We start from the raw sequence: 17,965 nt of genomic DNA, 5'->3' as shown, positions 1-17,965 counted from the left end.
GAGAAGCCCGGTTGCACGACCAAACTACTGGTGTCGCCCTCCCGCCCGCCGTCCTGACGACACGGCCATTTGAGTGATCCACGGCCATGACCTGATCCACAAATGCGGTCAAACTCGGCTCCGGCGCACTTTCGGTGGTGACGGTGAGTAGCCGGCCGCGGCCGTGACCTTGCGGTGGAGATCGATCCCCTTGCCGGGAAGGTGCTTTCGGGCTGTCGACGCCTTCTTCATCGCAGCCCCGGGCGCCGGGCGGCACGGCCACAACCCGGATGCGGACCGCGACCAGCGCCCTCCGCCACGCACCCAACGACCGGAACCGACAGTCCGGAAATACCGTCCCGCAAGGGGATGGGCATCCATCACAGGATCACGAACCGACCGATTACTCACCGTTACCATCGAAAGTGCGCCGGAGCCGACGTTTGCACAGTCCCCCCGCCACCGGTGTTGACGGTGGCGAAGCCGCAGATCCAGGTGATCCCGCGGCAGGTGATCCGGATCGGCCACGCCGATCGATCATGGCAACGGCATCCGAACGTCCGGAGATGTCGATGAGGGGTGGTCACGGCGGGGGTGGCTGATCGCGTGATGGGATGGGTTGATCGGCGGCGAGGAAGGGCGTCACGAGACGGAGCAGTTCCCGGGGCCGGTCCAGCGGGATGATGTGGCCGCAGTCCGGAATGACGTGCCCGGTGAGGTTGTCGGTGATGGGGCGTAGTTGCCGTTCGAGCGCGGTGCCGACCGGATGGGCGCCGATCGCCAGGGTGGGTGTGGTGAGCCGGCCGACGGTCACGGCGTCGTCGAGCTGGCGGGCGGTGGTGGGCAGCGCGCGGTAGTAGGAGAAGGCGCAGCGCAGGGCGTCCGGTCCGGTGTAGGCGTCGATGAACGCGGCGTGGATGTCCGGTGGCACGCCCTGGCCGCGGATGCCGGCCGTGAGGAACCAGTCGATGTACTGCGCCTCGTGTCCGATCAGGACTTTTTCGGCGAGACCGGGGACGGCGTGGAATCCGAACCACCAGGGTGGGCCGGCGGCGAGGAGGTCCTCGGCACCGGGCAGCGAGCCGAGCAGCGCTTCCATGACGACCAGCCGTCGTACCCGGTCGGGGTGCCGCAGGGCGAGGAGGACGGCGACCGGGGTGCCGGCGTCGATGGCGACCACGGCGGCGGTGGGCTCGGCGAGGGTGTCGAGGATTCCGGTGATGTCGTCGGCCAGGGTGCCGGCGTCGTAGCCGTCCGGTGCGCGGGTGCTGGCGCCGAACCCGCGTAGGTCCGGGGCGATGACCCGGTGGTGCGTGGACAACGGACCGATGATTTCGCTCCAGAGTCGCCAGGTGTGGGGGAAGCCGTGCAGCAGCACGATCGCGGGCCCTGCGCCGGCCGTGGCCACGTTGAGGTGGATGCCGTTGGTGGCGATCCGGTGCAGCTCGACCCGGGGGACGCGGGGTGGCGCGGGTGCGGGCACGATGCCTCCTGTCGGTTACCATTGGTTACCACAAAACCGTAGGTAACTGTGGTTGAGGTTGCCAAGGCGGCACTTCGTCGACAGGTGGTGAGGTCAAGGTGACCACTGGGCCCGTGGGTGCGCAGCACGAAGGTCGCGGTGATCTGTTCGATCCCCGGTGCCCGACGCGTCAGCTGCTGGACCGGATCGGCACGAAATGGACGTCGATGACGGTCAAGGTGCTCGCCGAAGCCGTTCCGGGTGAGGTGCGGTTCGCCGAGTTGAGGCGGCGAATGCCCGGTGTCTCGCAGAAAATGCTGTCGGTGACCCTGCACAGCCTGGTCCGGGACGGGCTGGTCGCGCGCCGGGTCGAGCCGACCGTGCCACCGCGGGTGCACTACCGGCTCACGGAGCTGGGCCTGTCACTGGAGGCCCCGCTGGCGGCGCTGCGGGCCTGGGCCGAGCAGCACATGGCCGAGATCGACCGCGCCAACGCCGGCAACGACGATGCACAAGCCGACGCCCTTGACGGCCGGTGACGCCGCACCCGTGCAACACGTGCCCAGGCCGTCCAGCGGGCGTTCCAGGACGCGGCCCTCGCCAATCGACAGCGCGACAACCTGTTTCTCTTCCACGCCGCTGTCGGCGACCCCACCACTGGCAACGTGGTGGTTCCGCGACAGGGCAAACGACAGGCGGGGCCGACCGGCGTGGCTACGTCGGCGAGTTCTGGGCTCTTGCTCGCATTCGGTGAAGACGGTCTCGACGCGGCCTTGGCTGGTCGGGGGTGGTCACTGTGCGGTGAGCAGGACGCGCTTGCGGAGCAGGGCGAAGCCGGCTCGGCCGTACATCTGCCTCTTGAGGGCCTTGATCTTGTTGATCCGTCCTTCCGTTGGACCCGAACTCCACTTCGTGGTCAGGCCCTGCACGACGGCGTCCCGGTCCTTCTCCAGGCCGGTGGCGAAACCATGCAGGGCGGGCAGGTCCTCGGCGCGGACGTCGACGACCCAGTCCTTGAGGCGTTCGCCGGTGCGGGTGGTCGGGATGCCGGCGAAGCCGCGCACCAGGTGCTCTGCGGCGGCCAGTTCCGGGCAGCGGGCCAGGATCTGGACGAGTCGGGCGCGGTGGTCGGCGGCGAGTCGGTCGGGTCTGCTCATGAGCCATCCGGTGACCTCGCGGACGCCCGGTGGGGCCGGGCCCGCGGTGCGGATCCGGCGTCGTCGCCATGGCCGCGGGTAGTCGCTGATGATCCGGTAGCTGCCCTGGTAGCCGAGGTCGATCGGCTCCCGGTGGAGCACGACGGCGTTGGTGCAGCCCTGGTCCCACCGCGCGGCGAGGTGGGCTTTGCAGGGGTCGAGCCGGCTGGGCCGCGGTCGTTGCCAGCCGCCCGGCACCTGTTCGGGGGTGGCGGCGTGGGCGACGAGCCAGTCGGCCAACGCGTCGGCCGGCGCCGCCGCGCGCTCCTCCGGGGCGAATCGACCGCACGGCCTCGTGCCAGGCGGGGGCGAATGAGGGGCTCTGCTGGTACTCCCAGCTGGACGGGACGACGAAGCAGTCGTGCCGCCGCGCGGCCCGGAACAGCTCCGGCAGCCGCTCCCGGACGCCGGCCTCGATCCCGACCGGCTCTCGTTCACCCGCACCTGCGCCCGGCCCGCCGCCGGACCACCGCCCAGGCCGCCTTTCCCCTGACTGATCAGCCCACGCCCTGCTCGACGGCACCCGCGAGATCCTCGTCCGACTCCTGCCGAAACGGCGACGACGCGGCAACCCCCGCGTGGTCAAACGCACGGCGCGTTGCGCGTGGCGGACTCGGAGGTCGGCGCGCGGCTGGTGGCGGGGTTCCCGCGCCGGCGGGTCCGGCCGGGACGACGTGGGTCGTCCCGGCCGGAGCAGATCACCCGCTGTGGACGGTCAGAGCCGCTGCCACAGGGACGGGGTGGTCGGGGGCTCCCACCCGGTCAACGCGGTGTGGCCCTGGAGGCAGCGGTACGACGAGCCGCCGTAGGTCACCTGGGTGCCGGTCGCGTACGCGGTGCCCGCCGTCCACGCGCCACCCGACGGGGGAGTGGTGGTCGTGGTCGGCGTCGTGGTGGTGGTCGGACGCGTGGTCGTCGTCGGGTCGGGACCACCCGGGCCGACCTGGAGGTCGACGCACGAGTAGAACGCCATTGCCGTGTCCGCGATGTTCCACACGGCCAGGACCTTGATCCGGCCCGTGCGGCCACCCAGGCTCACCGCGTGCGTGACGGTCGCACCGGGCTGGCGGCCGTGGTCGTTGAACTCGGCGATCTTCGTGCCGCCCACGAAGTACTGCCACGTGGTGGTGGCGTGGTTGGCCTCGATGACCCAGTTGAACGACACGTTGTCGGTGACCGTCGTCGCCGGCCACGGCTTGCTCTCGTCGCTCAGCGGAGCCCAGCGCGCGTCGCCGCCGTGGCAGTTGGTCAAGCCCTTCGGACCTTCGACGCTGGCCGGTTCGTAGATGATGTCGCCGCACTGCTTGACCCGACCCGACGCGCACATCGCCTGCCGGCTCGGCGGCGAGCTGATGTACCCGTGCGCGCTGGCTGTCCCGGCCGCCGCCACGACGATGAACGGGGCGATTCCAACACCGGCGAGGAACACCGCGAGTTTCCGTTTCAAACTCATTGTCCAGCTCCTTCGCAGGGAACCCGAGGTTTCCCTGGGCACGATCCGAATCCCCGGCGGCGGGATCGCCCGGCAGGTGACAGCACGCAAGGGTGCTGGCACACACCGTGACGTGGTCTAGACCATAATCGTGGACGTCGCCCTTGGTCAAGAAAACGAAAGAAGCGGGACCAACCAGCCGAAACCCACCGCGCGACCGGATCACACCGACCGGCGGGCCACCGCGGCAGGTGCTCCACCGGGTCGCCCTGATCGTCGCCGACCCACGCCACGTACCCGTCGGGCCGCAGCGGCACCGCGGGCACGTCCAACTCCTCGCACGCGTCCACCACGTGGTCGACCCGGTCCACCCACCCCGCTTGAAGGCGCGGTCCAACGTGCCGGGCAACCGCACCCGCATGGGGCTTTCGTCGAGCTGGTCGACGACCAGGGGCAACCGGGGGGCTCAGCTCACCAGCCGGCTGTCCGGACGGGCGTTGCGCGACCCGGACCGAGGGGGCGACGCAATCGCGATCGGTAGTGAGGGCGAAGGTGCCTCGTCACCTCGGCGTCCAGCCCGGTTCCGGTGTCGAGGACCACGCCATGCCGGTGTCCGCCCCGCAGCCTCCCACCACGCTCGCCGAGTGGATCGCCGTCAGCATCCCACCAGGTGCCGTGGCATCTGCGGCCTCGGGCCGCGGCGATGCTGCGCTACATCGCGGCCAACGCGCACCGGGTCGACGCGGTGGTGGTCGGCGAGTACGAACGCGCCTTTCTCGATGGCGCCCAGGTGCGGGAGCTGCGGGCGGTGCTGGAGCGGTTCGGGGTGCAGCTGTGGCTGCCGGAAGCCGAGGGGCCGGTGGACTTCGCCAACCCCGCGCACGAGGCGTTGCTGGCGCTGCTCGCGATGCGCTCACAAGGCGAAGTCGGGTTCGCGGAAGCCCTTCTTCTCGCCTGTGCGGCCGCGGTGGATCATCATGCGGTGGATCAGGCGGGTGCGGTGGCCGGGTTTCAGGCAGAGCGGGCCGGCCAGGGACAGGCGTGCCTTGCCGGCGGTGCGCACGCGCAGCACCGGCCGTCCGGCCGCGGCGGGTCCGGGTTCGGGCACGGGATGGGCGCAGCAGTTGCCCGGATTGGTCGGCGAAGCACGGCCACGCCTACCGGGCGGTCACTCTTCTCCCACTTCAGGCCAGGTCGTGCGCGTCCAGGTGGCCACCCGGCGCTCGTCGCCTTCGGCCGACCGGTGCGCCGGCAGCTGTGCGGTGAACCCCATCTGCCGCATGATCCGCCAGGTCTGCGCCGGGCTGAACCGCACGGGGAAGCGTCGGGCGATCACCGTGGCGGCCCGGGCCAGGGTCCAGCCCTGCTCCTCGTCCCAGCCGTGCGCGGTAGGGCCCTTGTCCTGCTCCCGCCGGGCCCGCTGCTTCTCGGTCAGACCACCACCATCGGGATAGCGCATGCCACCGGCATGCGCCCACCGGCAAGACCCACCACCCCGAAGCGAAAAGATCAGTAGACCCAGCGGATCGCCTGGCCCGAAGGCTGGCGCCGGGGCACCGTCCGTCTCTCGGGTTGCGGCACGTGTGATCGATCTTGGTACTTCGTTGTTCGGGTAACTGTGGGGGTGCTGTCGTTGTGTACGACGGTGCCGAGAATGGTCGACTGGGTCAGGTCAGGAACCATTTGAAGCGTTGGTTCTCGCTGTCGGCCGTGGTCGCCTGGACGAGGACGGCGCCGTCGGCGGTGTCGGCGGCGTTGACGGCCAGGGCTTTACCCGAGTGCTTGGCGATGATGCGGAAGTATCCGCTGCCGAGGTCGTCGAGGCGGAATTTCTGTTGGTCGACGTCGGCCCATTCCCACTGGTCGATCGGGGTGCCGTCGGTCGTGCCCGCGCCGGAGACGTTGAGGACCTTGCCGGAGTGTTTGGCCGCGACCCGGTAGTACCCGTCGGGGAGCCTTTCAAGGCGGAACCTCTGCTGGTCGACGTCCGCCCACTGCCACTGGTCCACGGGGGTGCCGTTGCCCGTGCCCGCGCCGGATACGTTGAGGACCTTGCCCGAGTGCTGGGCCACGATGCGGTGCCAGCCCTGCCCGACCTCCTCGATGAGGAACTTCTGCGGTTGCGCGGTGTCCCGCACGTGCAACCGGACCGGTGTGCCGTCCCGCGTGTCCCCGCCTGCGATGTGCACCGCCATGTCGCAGTGTTTCGGAACCAGGACGACGAGGTCGGGGAAGGTGGCGTCGAGCCGGAACTTCTGCTGGTCGACGTCGCACCACTGCCACTGGTCGACCGGGGTGCCGTCGACCGTGCCGGCGCCGGAGACGTCCAGCGCCCTGCCCGAGTGTTTGGCCCAGATCCGGTAGTGACCGTCGGGGAGTTTCTCCAGCCGGAACCTCTGCTGGTCCCCACCCGACCAGTTCTGCTGGTTGACCCTGGCGCCGTCCCCGGTGCCCGCCTTGTCGACGGTGAGGTACTTGCCGCTGTGCTTTGCCATGACACGGAAGTAGCCGTCCTCGACGGGTTCGAGCCGGAACTTCTGGTGGTCGCCGCCGGCAGGTGTGCTCTGGACGAGCCACGCGCCGTCCGTGGTGGCGGCGTCCGCGATCGCGAGGACCTTGCCCGAGTGTTTGGCGACCAGGTAGGCCCAGTCGGGAATCTCCCGGGCGGTGCCCAACGATCCGAACTGGAGGGCCGCCTCCCGCGACACCGCCCAGGACTGCCACTGGACCTGGAACATGGTGAACCCCTTGCTGAGGGTCACATTGGCCGAGAGCTTCCACAGCGCCCCGGTCACCGCGGCCGCCGTGCCGCCCTGCGACCACGCCTCACCGGTGCCGGGGCACTCGGCACGCGCCCATTTCCCCTCGGTCTTCACGCCCGACGGGGACACCAGGGTGTAGGAGCCTTCTATCGCGGCGATCTCGGCAGTCTTCCAGCCGAGGTCGTTCACCTTCGCCCAACGCAGGCCGACGACGGGGACCACCCGGTCCTCCGGCCGGCCGCGCAGTCCCACCAGCCAGCGGAATTCGGTGTTCGCGGACGGTTTGTCGGTGAATTCGCTGCTCCACACGTCCATGCACCCACGCTCCCCGCACGGCAAAAGACGCCCTTCAACCTGGCCGCCAATTTCCATGAACACAAGACGCCGGTCGCCTGGATCACCCGGATCGCCCAACACGGCACAGCCGGTCATCGACCGCCTGGCGGCTCATTGGCCTAACGTCTTGAACATCAATTACCGAGACGTCGGTTGTTGATGCTGCCGGCTGTGAGTGCGGACCGTCCTCTGATACGGTTGCAAGGCTGTCCGCTGATCCCCTGGTTCACCCGGAGGAGGAGACATGGGCTGGACGGAAATCCCCGGTGGCGCGTTGACTGATCTTCCCGTCACGGCGGTCGCTGACGGCAACGGCGAACTCCTCGCGTTCATCGTCGGCACAGACCGGCAGATCTATGTCAACCAGAGCAAGGGGGGCGACTGGGTGGGCTGGTCCAGCGTGCCGGGTGGCGCCAAGACGACACAGCCCGTGGCAGTCGCCCGTGACACCGACGGCCAGGTCATCGTGATCCACATCGGCCAGGACGGACATCTCTACGAAGCCAAGCTGGCAAGTTCGAAATGGACGGCCTGGCGGCTTGCCGACGACGAAGCCGCCACGAGCATGGCGGCGGCAATCGCCACGGTGAACAACAGCAGGTTTGTCTTCCACGTAGGCAAGGACCAGCGAATCTACACGCAAGAAACCGTCGTGCTCACGGCCGAATAGCGGCATCGCCCTATCGAAAATCGTGCACTCTGACACCGTCCGACTTTCCGGCTGTCGAAGATCACCGGGCGGTCTGGGGGAGGCAGTGGAAAACTAATTCCCCTGGCTCCGCCCACGGAATTGCATGTATGTGGTCGGGTTCTGCCGGCTTATTCGGCTTGGCACGCGACCGATAATCCGGTTGGGTAGGTGGGCCTTCACCCCGGATGTCGGACACGGGGTCATGCGGCGTGGGTCAGCGTAGCCGGTGTCGGCAGCAGGCTGTTCTCGCAGTCGACCGGGGAGGTCTGACTGAGGTGGGAGTGGCGTCGCCGGGTGTTGTAGCGGTGCAGCCAGCCGAAGGCCGCCAGGCGTGCTTCCCTTGCGCTGCCCCGGGTCTGGGTGCCTTGGAGGGTTTCGCGTTTGCAGGAGGCGTTGAGGCTTTCGGCGGTGGCGTTGTCGGCCGAGCTGCCGACCGCGCCCATGGACCGGGTCACCCCGGCGGTTCGGCAGGCGTCGGCGAAGGCCCGGGCATTGTATTGCGAGCCGTGGTCGCTGTGGAAGATCGTCCCGGCCAGGCTGCCTCGCGTGCGTCGAGCGGCGTATAGGGCGTCGAGGACGAGTTCGGTGCGCATTGCCGCCGACGTAGCGGGTGTTGGGCTCCTGGGCGGTGAAGTCGCGTCCGAGCAGGTCCGCGGCCTTGGCCGCGGCCGGGTCGGTTGTGGTGGTGCGGTGTCGGTGGCGCAGTCGCAGCCCGGCCAGGCCGATCTGGCGCCTCACCCGGGCGACGCGTTTGTGGTTGACGCGGTGTCCGGTGTCGTGCAGTTCGGCGGTGATCCGCGGGCGCCGTAGGTGCCGGTCGACTCGCGGTGGATGACGCGGATTCGGGCGGCCAGACGCGCGTCGTCGGCGGCGCGGGCGGCCCGCTCGGGTGCAGTGGCCTTCCAGTGGTGGGAGCTGGACCGGGCAAGGCCGATGACCTGGCACAACCGCTTCACGCCATACCGGCGTCGGTGTTCGGAGACGAACCCGAAGCGGTTCACCAGCGCGTCTCCCCGGCGAAATACCGGCCGCCTTACGCAGGATATCGCGTTTCTTTTCCAGCTCACGGACCCGCCTGCGCAGCGCGGCGTTCTCGTCCTCACTCCAGCGGGTAGTGTTTCATCGCCATCTGAACGGGACTCCTGTCCACTCGAACCATCAAGGTCCAAGTGCGTCTGGTGTCCGACATCTGGGGTCAAGGCCCGTCGGCCTTGGGGAGCCGAAGAACTCCACCGTGCCCAGGGGCAGTGCCACCCGCTGCGCGCGGGCCTGCGCGGCGACGGCGAACGCATGAGCCAGGCCCCATTCCAGGGTGTGCGCGGTGGCCTGGTCGATCTTGACGGGCATTCCGGTGGGTGCGATCGGGTCGATCACGCGTCTGTGGCGATGGGGCCGGCGGGGGTCGGTACGCGGTGGCGTGGGTGGCACTTGTCGGGACCGCCGTGATCCAGAGATGCGGACCGCGAGAGATTGGGCTGGACGACTCTACAGAGATACACCCGTTCGGGTGCTAACGCTACGACGTGTGCCGCACGATATTTCGGATGGGTGGCCTAGGTCACCCGTGGAAGGGTTCCGGGGCCGACACCGATCCCGACCGATCACGCTCCGGGGTGGCTGCCCGGAGGTCGGTGGGCCCTGGGACGACTCGACAGCAAGCCCGGCAGGGGCCCGTGGTTGCAGTTGCCCGACAGGACGACAGCGGGCACGGCCCCGGGGCGGAGATGGAGCCCGTGATGAACCGTACCTGTCGCATCCTGGCCGCAGCGGTCTGCCTGTCCGCGATCCTGCTGCCGGGCCTGGTCGGCACCGCCAACGCCGAGACCGTCCGCTGCCCCGACGTTGACGCCGGTGTCGCCAGCGCCGACTGCCGGATCACCTACTCCGGATCCGGCACCGCCCCCTTCCAGGTGGACCTCGCCATCGGCTTCGGCGGCTGAGGACCGGGACGGCAGACCGGCATCACCGGTCGGCTGCGGAGTACCCAGGGCGCCGATGTACCGCGCCTTGGGCACTCCGCTGCTTCCTGGCCGTGGGCACAGTAGTGGTGCCCTAGGGGAGCAATACCGGTGACTTGGAGTGGTTTGTGCTGCTTGTAGTTGGACATCCTGCGTTTGACCACGCGGGGGTTGCTGCGTCGTCGCTGTCCGGGCAGGAGGCGGGCCAGGATTTCGCGGCCTCCGTCGAGCAGGGCGCCTGTTGATCGCTCAGGGGCAAGATGCGGCCTGCGTGGTGGTCTGGCGGCGGTGTGCATCAGCGACCGGATCGCGTGGTGCACCAGCAGGTGCGCCCGGACCTCCTGCTCGACGCCGTCGGGTGAGCGGGACCGCAGCACCTGTCCGGGACCGCGTTGATGGGTCTTGAGTTCGTCCAGCGCGGTCTCGATCTCCCAGCGCTGGCAGTACAACGCCGCCAGCTCCCGTGCGGGCGCCTTCTGGCTCGCGGCCGTGCGCGGCGCGTTCTCCAACCGGATCGTGGGCTGGAAGACCAGCTACCGCGAGTCAACCTACACGGCCTGATGGAGAACTTCTTCTCCACGTTGAAGATCGAATTGGTCTACCGCCGCTCTTGGCGCACCCGCGACCGACCTGTTCCGCTATATCGACGGGTTCTGCAACACCGAACGCATCCAGAAGGACCTCGGCTGGCTCGGCCCGGACGAGTACGAAGCCGCCTGGCACGCCGCCCAGACCGAACCGACTGCCATCCCGGCGTCACCGACCCGATCCAGGTAACAACCGCCTCGGGTTGTCGGGGAAGCTCACGTCGTCCGGGGTCGCCATCCTGGTGTACCGCTCCTGTACCTCCGCTACCAGTTCTATGAGGTGGTCGCGGACGGCGTGCGCGGGGGCGGTGTCGGGGCTGATCGGGGGATTTCGCGCCGACCGCTCCCCACTAACGTGAAAGGAAATCACGCTTTGGGGGTTCACATGATCCGTCGGTTGGCCGGTGTGGCGGTGCTCGCCTCGACTTTGGCGGCCGTGGGCTTGTCCGGCGCGCCCGCGCAGGCGATCCCGGCGTGCAAGGCCGGTTACCAGTGCAGCAGGACCTACTACGCCGACAGCGCGTGGACCGTGGTGGTCGGCGGGTTCACCAGGTTCTGTGACGGATCGCTGGACCAGTGGGGCGAGACGACGCGGTACGTGGAGACCACGCAGGTCCAGTGCCCGCGGTGAGGGTGGGGTGAACGTTCGCCTTTCCGTCGGTAGGGCTCGTCGGGTTCGGTGATCACGTCGACCTGTCGCGGCGGCACCACGCGTGCGGGCCGGTGTCCACCTGTGGGACGGGGGACGTCAGTCGAGCGCGTCGAGCCGTCGGGCCACTTCTTCGGCTTCGGTGTCGCGTCCTTGTTGTCGGTACAGCTCCTGCGCTTCCCGCCACGCGGTTCGAGCGCGGTCGCGGTGGCCGAGGGCGACGTGGGGGTGGCCGAGGCGGTCGAGGGTGTTGGCGGCTTCGAAGGTGTTGCCGAGGGCCCGGAACAGGGCGAGGGCCTGTTCGTAGTGGTCGACGGCCCGGTCGTGGTGGCCGGTGTGGTGGTCGATCCAGGCCAGGTGGTCCAGGGCGGTCGCCTCGCCGGTGGGGTAGTGGTGGCGGCGGTGGAGGGTGAGGGCCAGTTGGCAGTGGGTGCGGGCGGTGTCGTGGTCGCCGAGGCGGGCGGTGTACCACCCCACTTGGTTGAGTGCGTGGGCTTCGCGCACCGGTTGGTCGAGCTTGCGGTAGAGCTCCAGGGCTTGAGTGGCGTGTTCCAGGGCGCGGTGGTGGTGTCCTCGTCGGGCCCAGGCGTTCGCCAGTTGCTGGTGGGTGGGTGCTTGGTCGGTGGGGTCGTGGTGGTGTGAGAGCAGGCCCAGGGACCGGTACAGGTGCTCGATGGCTTGTTCGTGCTGCCCCAGGCCGGCGTGGGCGGCACCGGTGCCCCGGTGGATCCGAGCGCGGGTGGTGCGGTCGGGCAGGTGGGGTGCGGAGTCCAGGGCGGTCCGCCACGTGGCGAGTTCGTCGTGGCGGTGTCCGCGGCGGTAGTGGAAGGCGGTCAGGGTCCACGCCAGTTGCCACACGACGTCGTGCTGGTGGGAGGTGGCGGCGAGCCGTTGGACGGCCAGCAGGTGGCGGTGCTCGGTGTCCAGCCAATTCAGCGCGGTCGTGTCGTCGGGCATCGGGAGCGGCTGGGCGTCGGGTGCCGGCGGGCCGAGCCGGATGTGGTGGGCGTGGGGGTTGAGGAGGCGGTCGGCGGCGTGGGCGGTGTGGAGGTAGAAGTCCACTGTTCGTGTCAGGGCTTCTTCTTTCGTTTGTTTTGTCAGGTGTTGGTGGACCGTGGTGGCGGCGTAGTCGCGGACGAGGTCGTGCATGGAGTAGCGGTTCCGGGTGTGCTGTTCGAGCAGGGACGCCTCTTGCAGACCTCGTAGCAGGTGTTCCGCTTGTGCTGGGGGCAGGCCGGTGAGGGCGGCTGCCGCGGCCAGGCTGGTGTCCGGGCCGGGGGCGATCCCGAGCAGGGCGAACGCCCGGTGCTGCGCGTCGGTCAGTGCCCGTCGGGAGGTGGACAGCACGGCGGGCAGGCTGGCCGCGGGGTCGTCGTCGTTCAATGCTTGCACGCCGGATCGGCGCAGTTCCGCGGCGAGGTCGGCCAGGGGTAGCCGCGACTGGCACTGGGCGCGTCCGGCGAGGATGCCCAGGGCCAGCGGGAACCCCTGGCACGACTCGACGAGGTCGGCGGCCGCGTCGGGTTCGGCCGAGACGCGTGCCGCTCCCACGCGGCGGACGAGCAGGGCGCGGGCCTCGGCGCGGTCGAGCACGTCGAGGTGGAGGGGGTGGGCCCCGTGCCGGGTGATCAGCCCTGGTAGCTGGTTGCGGCTGGTCACCAGGACCGCACAGCGGTTCCCGCCGGGCAGCAGCGGGGTGACGTGGGCGGTGGTGGCCGCGTTGTCCAGCACGACCAGCATCCGCCGCCCGGCCACCAGGCTGCGGAACAGCGCGGCCTGGGCGTCGAGGCCGGTGGGGATGCGGGAGGGCTCGATGCCGAGGGCGTCGAGGAAACCGCGCACCGCGACGGCCGGGGGTGTCGGTTCGTGGTCGGGGCTGAAGCCGTGCAGGTCGGCGAACAGCTGCCCGTCGGGGAAGTGGTCGAGGTGGTGGTGTGCCCAGTGCAGCGCCAGCCAGGTCTTGCCGATGCCGCCTGTTCCGCCGATCGCGGAGATCACCACGGTCGTCCCGCCCGGTGTTGCGTCCGTTGTGCGGGAGGAGGAGCCGGTGCCTGGAGGGGTGAACACGGCGTCCAGTGCGGCCAGGGCGTCGGTGCGCCCGGTGAAGCACGGGGGTGCGGCCGGCAGCTGCCGGGGCAGCACGTCGGGCGGCGGCGGGTGGTGCAGGTGCACGCCGCCGTGCACGACACCGGCTTGCAGCACGTTTCCGCTGATCACGGTGGCGGTCAACTCGTTGTGCGTGCCCGAGGCGGGTGGGTCGGCTGCGCGGGGCGCCGGAAGTTCGGGTGCGTCGTCCGACGAGGCACCCGGCTCGGGTCGTGGCACGGGCACCGCGCCAGCGTGCACCCGGCGCGGTGGCGGGCTCGACCGGACGCGGGTGGATTCACCTGTTTGGTCGGCGGATTACCTCGGTGCGGGCCGAGCGGGGTTCTGCTGAACGCGAGCGGTTCGCTGTGAATGCTTTTGCTGCCGATTCAACGCGCGGAACTCGTTGATCCCCGTCGCTGCGCCGCGCGCGGTTGTGAGCAGCCGGTCGATTGAGCCCTGACTCGGTCCTGGCCTGCTCCGCGCGGCGACACGACCCGCCACATCGGCCCGGTGTGCGGCACCGGGCACCGGTGGTTCACCGACCCGACCCACTGGGGGTGGTACGCCGTCGAGGGCCACCCCTTCCCGTTCCGGCTGTTCACTTCGAGTGCACGGGAGATCACGACCCTGCGCGGCCCGGGCCGCGGAGAATCACGAAGAGCTGCGGCTGTTGTCCGCCGGCGTGGAGCGGACTTCAGCCCTCTTCTTCCCCGGCCGGTTCTTTGTCGGTCGTGCCGACCGCTCCGACCAGGGAGTCCGTGTCGAGCCACAGGTAGAGGGGCTTCTCCTGGCGCAGGGTGTCGACCACTTCCCTGAGCCTGCTGAGCGGGAAGTGGATTTCCGGTCCGTACGCCAGCGACACGTTCGGGGGCACGGGAGCGCCGTCCTTGAAGAAGATTATTCTCCCGATCATGTTGGTGGTGCCCGTGGTGAAACAGGCGATGTCGGCCTCGTACCCGGAGTTGTTGCTGGAGTGGACGATCGAGTAGGAATCGAAGTTCTTCTTGATGACGGTCATTCCGTGCCTCCTGCGTCGCGGAAACCCTTCATTCGCGAGACGGCGTGGTCAGCCTACGCCGATTCCATGCACGCCCGAATCCGCCAGTCGTGGGTGCGTGGCGGGCAGTCGTCCCGCGCCGGTGCGTCGACGAGCGCCGCCGCCCGCAGCGGGCAGTTCAACCGGGAACGCGGCTACGGCACCATGAAGGCCCGCCGCCAGTCCACAATCGCCATTGCCCTGTTCGCCCATGGGCTCTAAGGGTTCGTGCTCGTCGTGCCGCGCAGGAGCCGGGCCGGCCGCTCAACTCCGGTAGTTTGACCACCCGTGGTGATCGAGAAGGCGATGGAGCGCAACCTGGCCGAGCACGCCGCCCATCTGCACCGGGGTTCGCCGATCGCCACCGTCACCGACACCGGTGATCTGCTGGTCGCCGACAGCGGGGTGGACGACGACACGTTCAACATCGTCGCCGCGGCCCGCTTCACCGCGGAGAACGCGGCCGAGCGCGTCGAGCGGGCGGTGCGCGCCGTGCGGGCCACCGGTCGCCCGTTCTCCTGGTGGGTCGGCCCGGCCTCCACACCGGGGAACCTCGGCGAGCTCCTCGCGGCGGCCGGCCTGCCCGCGTCGGACTCCGAGACCGGCATGTGGCGTGACCTGGCCGACCTGCCGGCCGTCGTCCCCCCGGCCGGCCTCGACATCCGGCCGGTGACCACACCGGAGGACCTGGCTGATTTCGCCGCCGTGCTCGCCGCCAACTGGGACCCGCCCGCCGTCACCGTGCGCCGCTTCTACGCCGACGCCGCCCCGCGCGCCCTGTCCTCCCCGGCGCGCTACCTGCTCGGCCGGGTGGACGGCCGCCCGGTGTGCGCGGCCGAGGCGTTCCCCCACGCGGGCGTCGCGGGCATCTACAACATCTCCACGCTGGCAGCCCACCGTCGTCGCGGCTACGGCGGCGCGATCACCCTGGCCGTCCTGCACGCTGCCCGTGCCGCCGGCGCCGGCACCGCCGTCCTGCAGGCATCGCCCGACGGCGAACCCGTCTACCGCCGCCTCGGCTTCACCGCCCGCGGCCGGTTCACCGAGCACGCCATCCCACGCGTCGGCGATCCGCCGGTGTGATCGCGCGCTGAAGCGCCACGTCGGTCTTGCACGCAGTGGTGACGCCGTGCTCCACGGTCCTGCTCCCTGGAAGCGCCAGTCCGCGGATTGGCTGGAGCCGGCCCAGATCGGTTCGCCGATGATGCGCACGTGCGTTGCGGGGTGCCGGTCGGCGAAACGCTGCGGTACGACGGGATGATTCGGCCCAGGTTGCGGCCCTCGACCCCCACGTCGAGCAGCAGCCCAGCCGTTTGCCGGGCACTGCCGACCACCGGCGGCGGCCAGTGGAATGAGGTGACTGTCCAACTGGGTTGGATCGTCCGATCACTGCCAGACCAGTACAACGTCCGGAACACCCTGGACGAGGTGGTGCGCACGGCGGTACAGGCGATTCCCGGCTCCCGCCACGCCGGAATTATGATGGTCATCGGCAAGCACTACTGATCTTCAATTCGTGGTGTCGTTGAGGTCAGGTGGGGTGGGGTTGGAGCCAGGTGCCGGTCAGGCAGCCGTCGATGATGTCGTTGCGGTACTGGATCTTGCGTAGGCCCCGGCTGACTGTCCGAACGGGATGGTCAACGGTGGTGAACGCGGTGTTGGACAACCAGCGCCGCCGCGGTACTTCCACCCGCGGCCGCGTGTCCTTCACCCAGCCGGCCACCGCCCGCCGGGCCGGCACCTGACGCGTCCAACCGTGCCGCCGCAGCAGCAGGTGCACACCCTGCACCGTGCAGGTCAGATGGAACCGGCGACCGATCAGGGTCTTGATCCGCGACAACGTCCAGACCTGGTCCGGCCAGCCGTGCGCCATCGGCTCCTTGCGCAGCTCCCGCTCCAGCCGCGCGAACTTCGCCTCGTCCAGCCGGGGCAACGACGCCGGCCCTGCCGAGGCCCAGGACCGTCGCCAGCGTTGCACCGACCGCACGTTGACACGCACCCGGAACCCCCACCGCTCGTCGGTCAGTCCACCACCCTCACCGGCACACCGCAACGATCAAAACCTGTCAGCAGCCAACGAAAACACGAATTGAAGATCAGTAATTGGTTGTTCTTGGCGTGGGTCTGCTTCGGGGCGTTTTGAGGCATGGTTGACAACCCGGGGTGGACTCCGCTGGGTAGCCGTCCGCACGTGCTCGACGGCGGGTTCCGGCCGTGCCCGACCCAGGCCATCGGCGAGACCCGCGTCGGCGGCGTCGCGGTGGTCAAGGCCCTGTTCGGCATCGTCGACTTCGCCGAGGTCGTCGAGTCCCCTCGGGGTTCGCGGTCGTGGCCGCCGAGGGGGGAGTGAGACGTGATCGGTGTCGGCGCGCGAGCCGGTGGCGCCGCCGCCCGGACCGCCGGGAACTCCGGCGGTCGCACCCCGTGCGCCGTGGGGCCGGTTCCCCGCCGGCTGGACGAGGTGGTCGGCGCACGTCACCGGGCCGGGACCGGGGCGGCCAGGTGGCGGGCCGCCTGGTGGAGCTCGGCGGTGCACATCATCAGCCTGCGCGTGGGCAGGTGGCGGACGTAGTGGTCCACGTCGGCCCCCAGGGCGAAGACGTGGACCGGGACGCCGGTGCGCCGGCCGGCCGCCACCGCCTGCGCCAGGGCGGCCAGGACGGCCGGGTGGCGGGTCTGGTAGACCGAGGCGACCAGGTGGTTGCCCCGGTCTGCGGCCAGGTAGAACTGGATCAGGTCCTTGGTGCCGACGAAGAGCTCGCTGGCGCCCGCCCGGCAGAAGTCGGCCGCCGCGTGCACCGCCGCGGGGGTCTCCACGAACACGCTCAGGGAGGTGTCGGCGGTCAGGCCCAGGTGGCGGCGCAGGCGGTGGAACTCCGCCAGGTCGTTGATGAAGGGCACGGCGAAGCTCACCCGGGCGGCGGCGGGACCCAGGTGCTGGCGCAGGTGCGCCCGCAGGGCGCGGAAGGCGTGCGGGTAGAGGCGCTCCTCCAGCAGCCAGCGGGCGCCGTGCAGGCCCAGTTCCGGGTTGGGCTCGTCGTGCACCGGGACCCCGGTGGTGATCTGGGCCGCGTCGTCGGAGCGGAGGTCCAGCAGGCGCATCACCAGGGTCTGGTGGGGGAGCAGCTCACCCACCATGGCGCACAGCTCGGCCCCGATGCGCGCGCCGTAGCGCTCGGCCTCGGTGACACCGGCCCGCAGGGCGTCGATGGGGCTCTGGTCGGCGGCCAGGCAGGCGAACTCCTCGCGGATGAAGAACCGGTCCACGCGGTCGAGGTGGGGCAGGGTGTTGGTGGAGCGGATGTCGGTGGAGTCGGCGATGACCACGCAGATCGAGTCCACGTCGTGCAGGGTGTCGAAGTCGGTCCGGGGCGCGCGGGGCGCGGGGACGACACCGTCGAGGATCACCGACGCCCGGTCCAGGTGGAGGGTGACCTCGCCGGCCAGCAGGGGGAGGTCGTCGGGGGTCACCCGCAGGACGGGGATGCCCCTGGAGCGGCACAGCGACTGCATGTGGCCCGTGCGGCCGCCGCGGGTGCAGATCACCGCGACCGAGGTGACGATGGCGTCGTAGAGGTCGGGGGTCAGGGCTTCGGTGACGAGGATGGTGCCCGGGACCGGTCGCCGGCTGCGGTTGCACGTGCCGCGCGCGCTCGTCTTGTTCGGACTGACGAGCAAAACCCCTGGTATCTCGCGAAGGTCCACGGGAGCCCTCTCACTGGTCACGGTCGGGATCGTGAGTAGAGAGTGGCAATCGCGCGGTGGTGGTCGCATCTTCTCCAGTGCTGT

The 17,965-nt window shown here is 69.9% G+C and carries 21 protein-coding genes and 2 pseudogenes; 9 read left to right on the top strand and 14 right to left on the bottom strand.

Annotated features, from left to right (window positions below):
- Positions 1 to 562: 562 nt before the first annotated feature.
- Positions 563 to 1,387 carry an alpha/beta fold hydrolase gene (locus EKG83_RS28230; protein ID WP_084716127.1) on the bottom strand — a complete coding sequence of 275 codons (825 nt, stop codon included), beginning with the start codon at positions 1,385 to 1,387 and terminating at the stop codon, positions 563 to 565.
- Between the two features lie 188 nt (positions 1,388 to 1,575).
- Between EKG83_RS28230 and EKG83_RS28225 the strand changes: the two genes are divergently transcribed.
- On the top strand, positions 1,576 to 1,980 hold the full coding sequence (locus EKG83_RS28225; protein WP_033428874.1) for a winged helix-turn-helix transcriptional regulator: 405 nt from the start codon (positions 1,576 to 1,578) through the stop codon (positions 1,978 to 1,980).
- A gap of 252 nt (positions 1,981 to 2,232) precedes the next feature.
- On the opposite strand, the gene EKG83_RS28220 is transcribed toward EKG83_RS28225, so the two are convergent.
- From EKG83_RS28220 to EKG83_RS28200, 5 genes are all read right to left on the bottom strand, one after another.
- On the bottom strand, positions 2,233 to 2,877 hold the full coding sequence (locus EKG83_RS28220; RefSeq protein WP_033428875.1) for a transposase: 645 nt from the start codon (positions 2,875 to 2,877) through the stop codon (positions 2,233 to 2,235).
- A 475-nt stretch (positions 2,878 to 3,352) separates the two neighbouring features.
- On the bottom strand, positions 3,353 to 4,090 hold the full coding sequence (locus EKG83_RS28215) for a lytic polysaccharide monooxygenase (protein WP_033428876.1): 738 nt from the start codon (positions 4,088 to 4,090) through the stop codon (positions 3,353 to 3,355).
- A gap of 892 nt (positions 4,091 to 4,982) precedes the next feature.
- On the bottom strand, positions 4,983 to 5,141 hold the full coding sequence (locus EKG83_RS28210) for a hypothetical protein (protein WP_153278508.1): 159 nt from the start codon (positions 5,139 to 5,141) through the stop codon (positions 4,983 to 4,985).
- 96 nt (positions 5,142 to 5,237) lie between these two features.
- Positions 5,238 to 5,528 (bottom strand): helix-turn-helix domain-containing protein, encoded by a 291-nt coding sequence (locus EKG83_RS28205; RefSeq protein WP_051764787.1) that lies wholly within the window; start codon positions 5,526 to 5,528, stop codon positions 5,238 to 5,240.
- A 208-nt stretch (positions 5,529 to 5,736) separates the two neighbouring features.
- Positions 5,737 to 7,146 (bottom strand): RICIN domain-containing protein, encoded by a 1,410-nt coding sequence (locus tag EKG83_RS28200; protein ID WP_063741254.1) that lies wholly within the window; start codon positions 7,144 to 7,146, stop codon positions 5,737 to 5,739.
- Positions 7,147 to 7,411: 265 nt separating this feature from the next.
- On the opposite strand from EKG83_RS28200, the gene EKG83_RS28195 reads away from it, so the two are divergent.
- On the top strand, positions 7,412 to 7,837 hold the full coding sequence (locus EKG83_RS28195) for a hypothetical protein (protein WP_033428877.1): 426 nt from the start codon (positions 7,412 to 7,414) through the stop codon (positions 7,835 to 7,837).
- A gap of 221 nt (positions 7,838 to 8,058) precedes the next feature.
- Here the strand turns inward: EKG83_RS28195 and EKG83_RS28190 are convergent, their stop codons facing one another.
- From EKG83_RS28190 to EKG83_RS28180, 3 genes and pseudogenes are all read right to left on the bottom strand, one after another.
- A complete protein-coding gene (locus EKG83_RS28190; protein ID WP_084716098.1) occupies positions 8,059 to 8,451 on the bottom strand; it encodes an integrase core domain-containing protein in 393 nt (130 codons plus the stop codon).
- Positions 8,452 to 8,602: 151 nt separating this feature from the next.
- A pseudogene (locus tag EKG83_RS28185) lies at positions 8,603 to 8,803 on the bottom strand (hypothetical protein); the annotation flags it as partial.
- 213 nt (positions 8,804 to 9,016) lie between these two features.
- A complete protein-coding gene (locus tag EKG83_RS28180; RefSeq protein WP_153278506.1) occupies positions 9,017 to 9,232 on the bottom strand; it encodes a hypothetical protein in 216 nt (71 codons plus the stop codon).
- 362 nt (positions 9,233 to 9,594) lie between these two features.
- Here EKG83_RS28180 and EKG83_RS28175 point away from each other — a divergent pair, with 362 nt between their 5' ends.
- Positions 9,595 to 9,798 (top strand): hypothetical protein, encoded by a 204-nt coding sequence (locus EKG83_RS28175; RefSeq protein WP_153278505.1) that lies wholly within the window; start codon positions 9,595 to 9,597, stop codon positions 9,796 to 9,798.
- A 299-nt stretch (positions 9,799 to 10,097) separates the two neighbouring features.
- Here EKG83_RS28175 and EKG83_RS28170 read toward each other — a convergent pair.
- Positions 10,098 to 10,289, bottom strand: a pseudogene (locus EKG83_RS28170) (transposase); the annotation flags it as partial.
- Between EKG83_RS28170 and EKG83_RS47100 the strand changes: the two are divergent.
- Both EKG83_RS47100 and EKG83_RS28165 read left to right on the top strand, forming a co-directional pair.
- A complete protein-coding gene (locus EKG83_RS47100; protein ID WP_170191771.1) occupies positions 10,219 to 10,377 on the top strand; it encodes a hypothetical protein in 159 nt (52 codons plus the stop codon). The pseudogene EKG83_RS28170 and the gene EKG83_RS47100 sit on opposite strands and share 71 nt — an antisense overlap.
- A gap of 432 nt (positions 10,378 to 10,809) precedes the next feature.
- Positions 10,810 to 11,034: a DUF6289 family protein gene (locus EKG83_RS28165; RefSeq protein WP_228122948.1), complete on the top strand. Its 225-nt coding sequence runs from the start codon at positions 10,810 to 10,812 to the stop codon at positions 11,032 to 11,034.
- 117 nt (positions 11,035 to 11,151) lie between these two features.
- Here the strand turns inward: EKG83_RS28165 and EKG83_RS28160 are convergent, their stop codons facing one another.
- Both EKG83_RS28160 and EKG83_RS28155 read right to left on the bottom strand, forming a co-directional pair.
- Positions 11,152 to 13,281 (bottom strand): ATP-binding protein, encoded by a 2,130-nt coding sequence (locus tag EKG83_RS28160; protein WP_084716100.1) that lies wholly within the window; start codon positions 13,279 to 13,281, stop codon positions 11,152 to 11,154.
- A 553-nt stretch (positions 13,282 to 13,834) separates the two neighbouring features.
- Complete coding sequence (locus tag EKG83_RS28155) at positions 13,835 to 14,158, bottom strand: hypothetical protein (protein ID WP_033428880.1); 324 nt, start codon at positions 14,156 to 14,158, stop codon at positions 13,835 to 13,837.
- A 66-nt stretch (positions 14,159 to 14,224) separates the two neighbouring features.
- On the opposite strand from EKG83_RS28155, the gene EKG83_RS28150 reads away from it, so the two are divergent.
- The 3 genes from EKG83_RS28150 (at position 14,225) to EKG83_RS28140 (ending at position 15,682) form a co-directional block, all read left to right on the top strand.
- Positions 14,225 to 14,398, top strand: a complete 174-nt coding sequence (locus tag EKG83_RS28150) for a hypothetical protein (RefSeq protein WP_153278503.1) — start codon at positions 14,225 to 14,227, stop codon at positions 14,396 to 14,398.
- A gap of 66 nt (positions 14,399 to 14,464) precedes the next feature.
- Positions 14,465 to 15,259 (top strand): GNAT family N-acetyltransferase, encoded by a 795-nt coding sequence (locus tag EKG83_RS28145; RefSeq protein ID WP_228122241.1) that lies wholly within the window; start codon positions 14,465 to 14,467, stop codon positions 15,257 to 15,259.
- A gap of 273 nt (positions 15,260 to 15,532) precedes the next feature.
- Positions 15,533 to 15,682 carry a hypothetical protein gene (locus tag EKG83_RS28140; RefSeq protein WP_153278502.1) on the top strand — a complete coding sequence of 50 codons (150 nt, stop codon included), beginning with the start codon at positions 15,533 to 15,535 and terminating at the stop codon, positions 15,680 to 15,682.
- Between the two features lie 25 nt (positions 15,683 to 15,707).
- Here the strand turns inward: EKG83_RS28140 and EKG83_RS28135 are convergent, their stop codons facing one another.
- Positions 15,708 to 16,154 carry a helix-turn-helix domain-containing protein gene (locus tag EKG83_RS28135; protein ID WP_211269006.1) on the bottom strand — a complete coding sequence of 149 codons (447 nt, stop codon included), beginning with the start codon at positions 16,152 to 16,154 and terminating at the stop codon, positions 15,708 to 15,710.
- A 213-nt stretch (positions 16,155 to 16,367) separates the two neighbouring features.
- Here EKG83_RS28135 and EKG83_RS28130 point away from each other — a divergent pair, with 213 nt between their 5' ends.
- Positions 16,368 to 16,526 carry a hypothetical protein gene (locus tag EKG83_RS28130; protein ID WP_153278501.1) on the top strand — a complete coding sequence of 53 codons (159 nt, stop codon included), beginning with the start codon at positions 16,368 to 16,370 and terminating at the stop codon, positions 16,524 to 16,526.
- A 125-nt stretch (positions 16,527 to 16,651) separates the two neighbouring features.
- Here the strand turns inward: EKG83_RS28130 and EKG83_RS28125 are convergent, their stop codons facing one another.
- Positions 16,652 to 17,854 (bottom strand): putative PEP-binding protein, encoded by a 1,203-nt coding sequence (locus EKG83_RS28125; RefSeq protein WP_228122240.1) that lies wholly within the window; start codon positions 17,852 to 17,854, stop codon positions 16,652 to 16,654.
- Between the last annotated feature and the right edge of the window lie 111 nt (positions 17,855 to 17,965).

The organism is Saccharothrix syringae, assembly GCF_009498035.1.
GTDB classification, from domain to species: domain Bacteria; phylum Actinomycetota; class Actinomycetes; order Mycobacteriales; family Pseudonocardiaceae; genus Actinosynnema; species Actinosynnema syringae.
Note: the sequence above shows the minus strand (reverse complement) of the source record. Positions and strands in the feature narration are given on the sequence as shown.

Bases quoted from the DNA above. Each gene is read 5' to 3' on its own strand.
- EKG83_RS28190 (WP_084716098.1), bottom strand. From the start codon at position 8,451: ATGCGCACCGAACTCGTCCTCGACGCCCTATACGCCGCTCGACGCACG.
- EKG83_RS28205 (WP_051764787.1), bottom strand. From the start codon at position 5,528: ATGCGCTATCCCGATGGTGGTGGTCTGACCGAGAAGCAGCGGGCCCGG.
- EKG83_RS28200 (WP_063741254.1), bottom strand. From the start codon at position 7,146: ATGGACGTGTGGAGCAGCGAATTCACCGACAAACCGTCCGCGAACACC.
- EKG83_RS28195 (WP_033428877.1), top strand. From the start codon at position 7,412: ATGGGCTGGACGGAAATCCCCGGTGGCGCGTTGACTGATCTTCCCGTC.
- EKG83_RS28150 (WP_153278503.1), top strand. From the start codon at position 14,225: ATGCACGCCCGAATCCGCCAGTCGTGGGTGCGTGGCGGGCAGTCGTCC.
- EKG83_RS28155 (WP_033428880.1), bottom strand. From the start codon at position 14,158: ATGACCGTCATCAAGAAGAACTTCGATTCCTACTCGATCGTCCACTCC.
- EKG83_RS28215 (WP_033428876.1), bottom strand. From the start codon at position 4,090: ATGAGTTTGAAACGGAAACTCGCGGTGTTCCTCGCCGGTGTTGGAATC.
- EKG83_RS28175 (WP_153278505.1), top strand. From the start codon at position 9,595: ATGAACCGTACCTGTCGCATCCTGGCCGCAGCGGTCTGCCTGTCCGCG.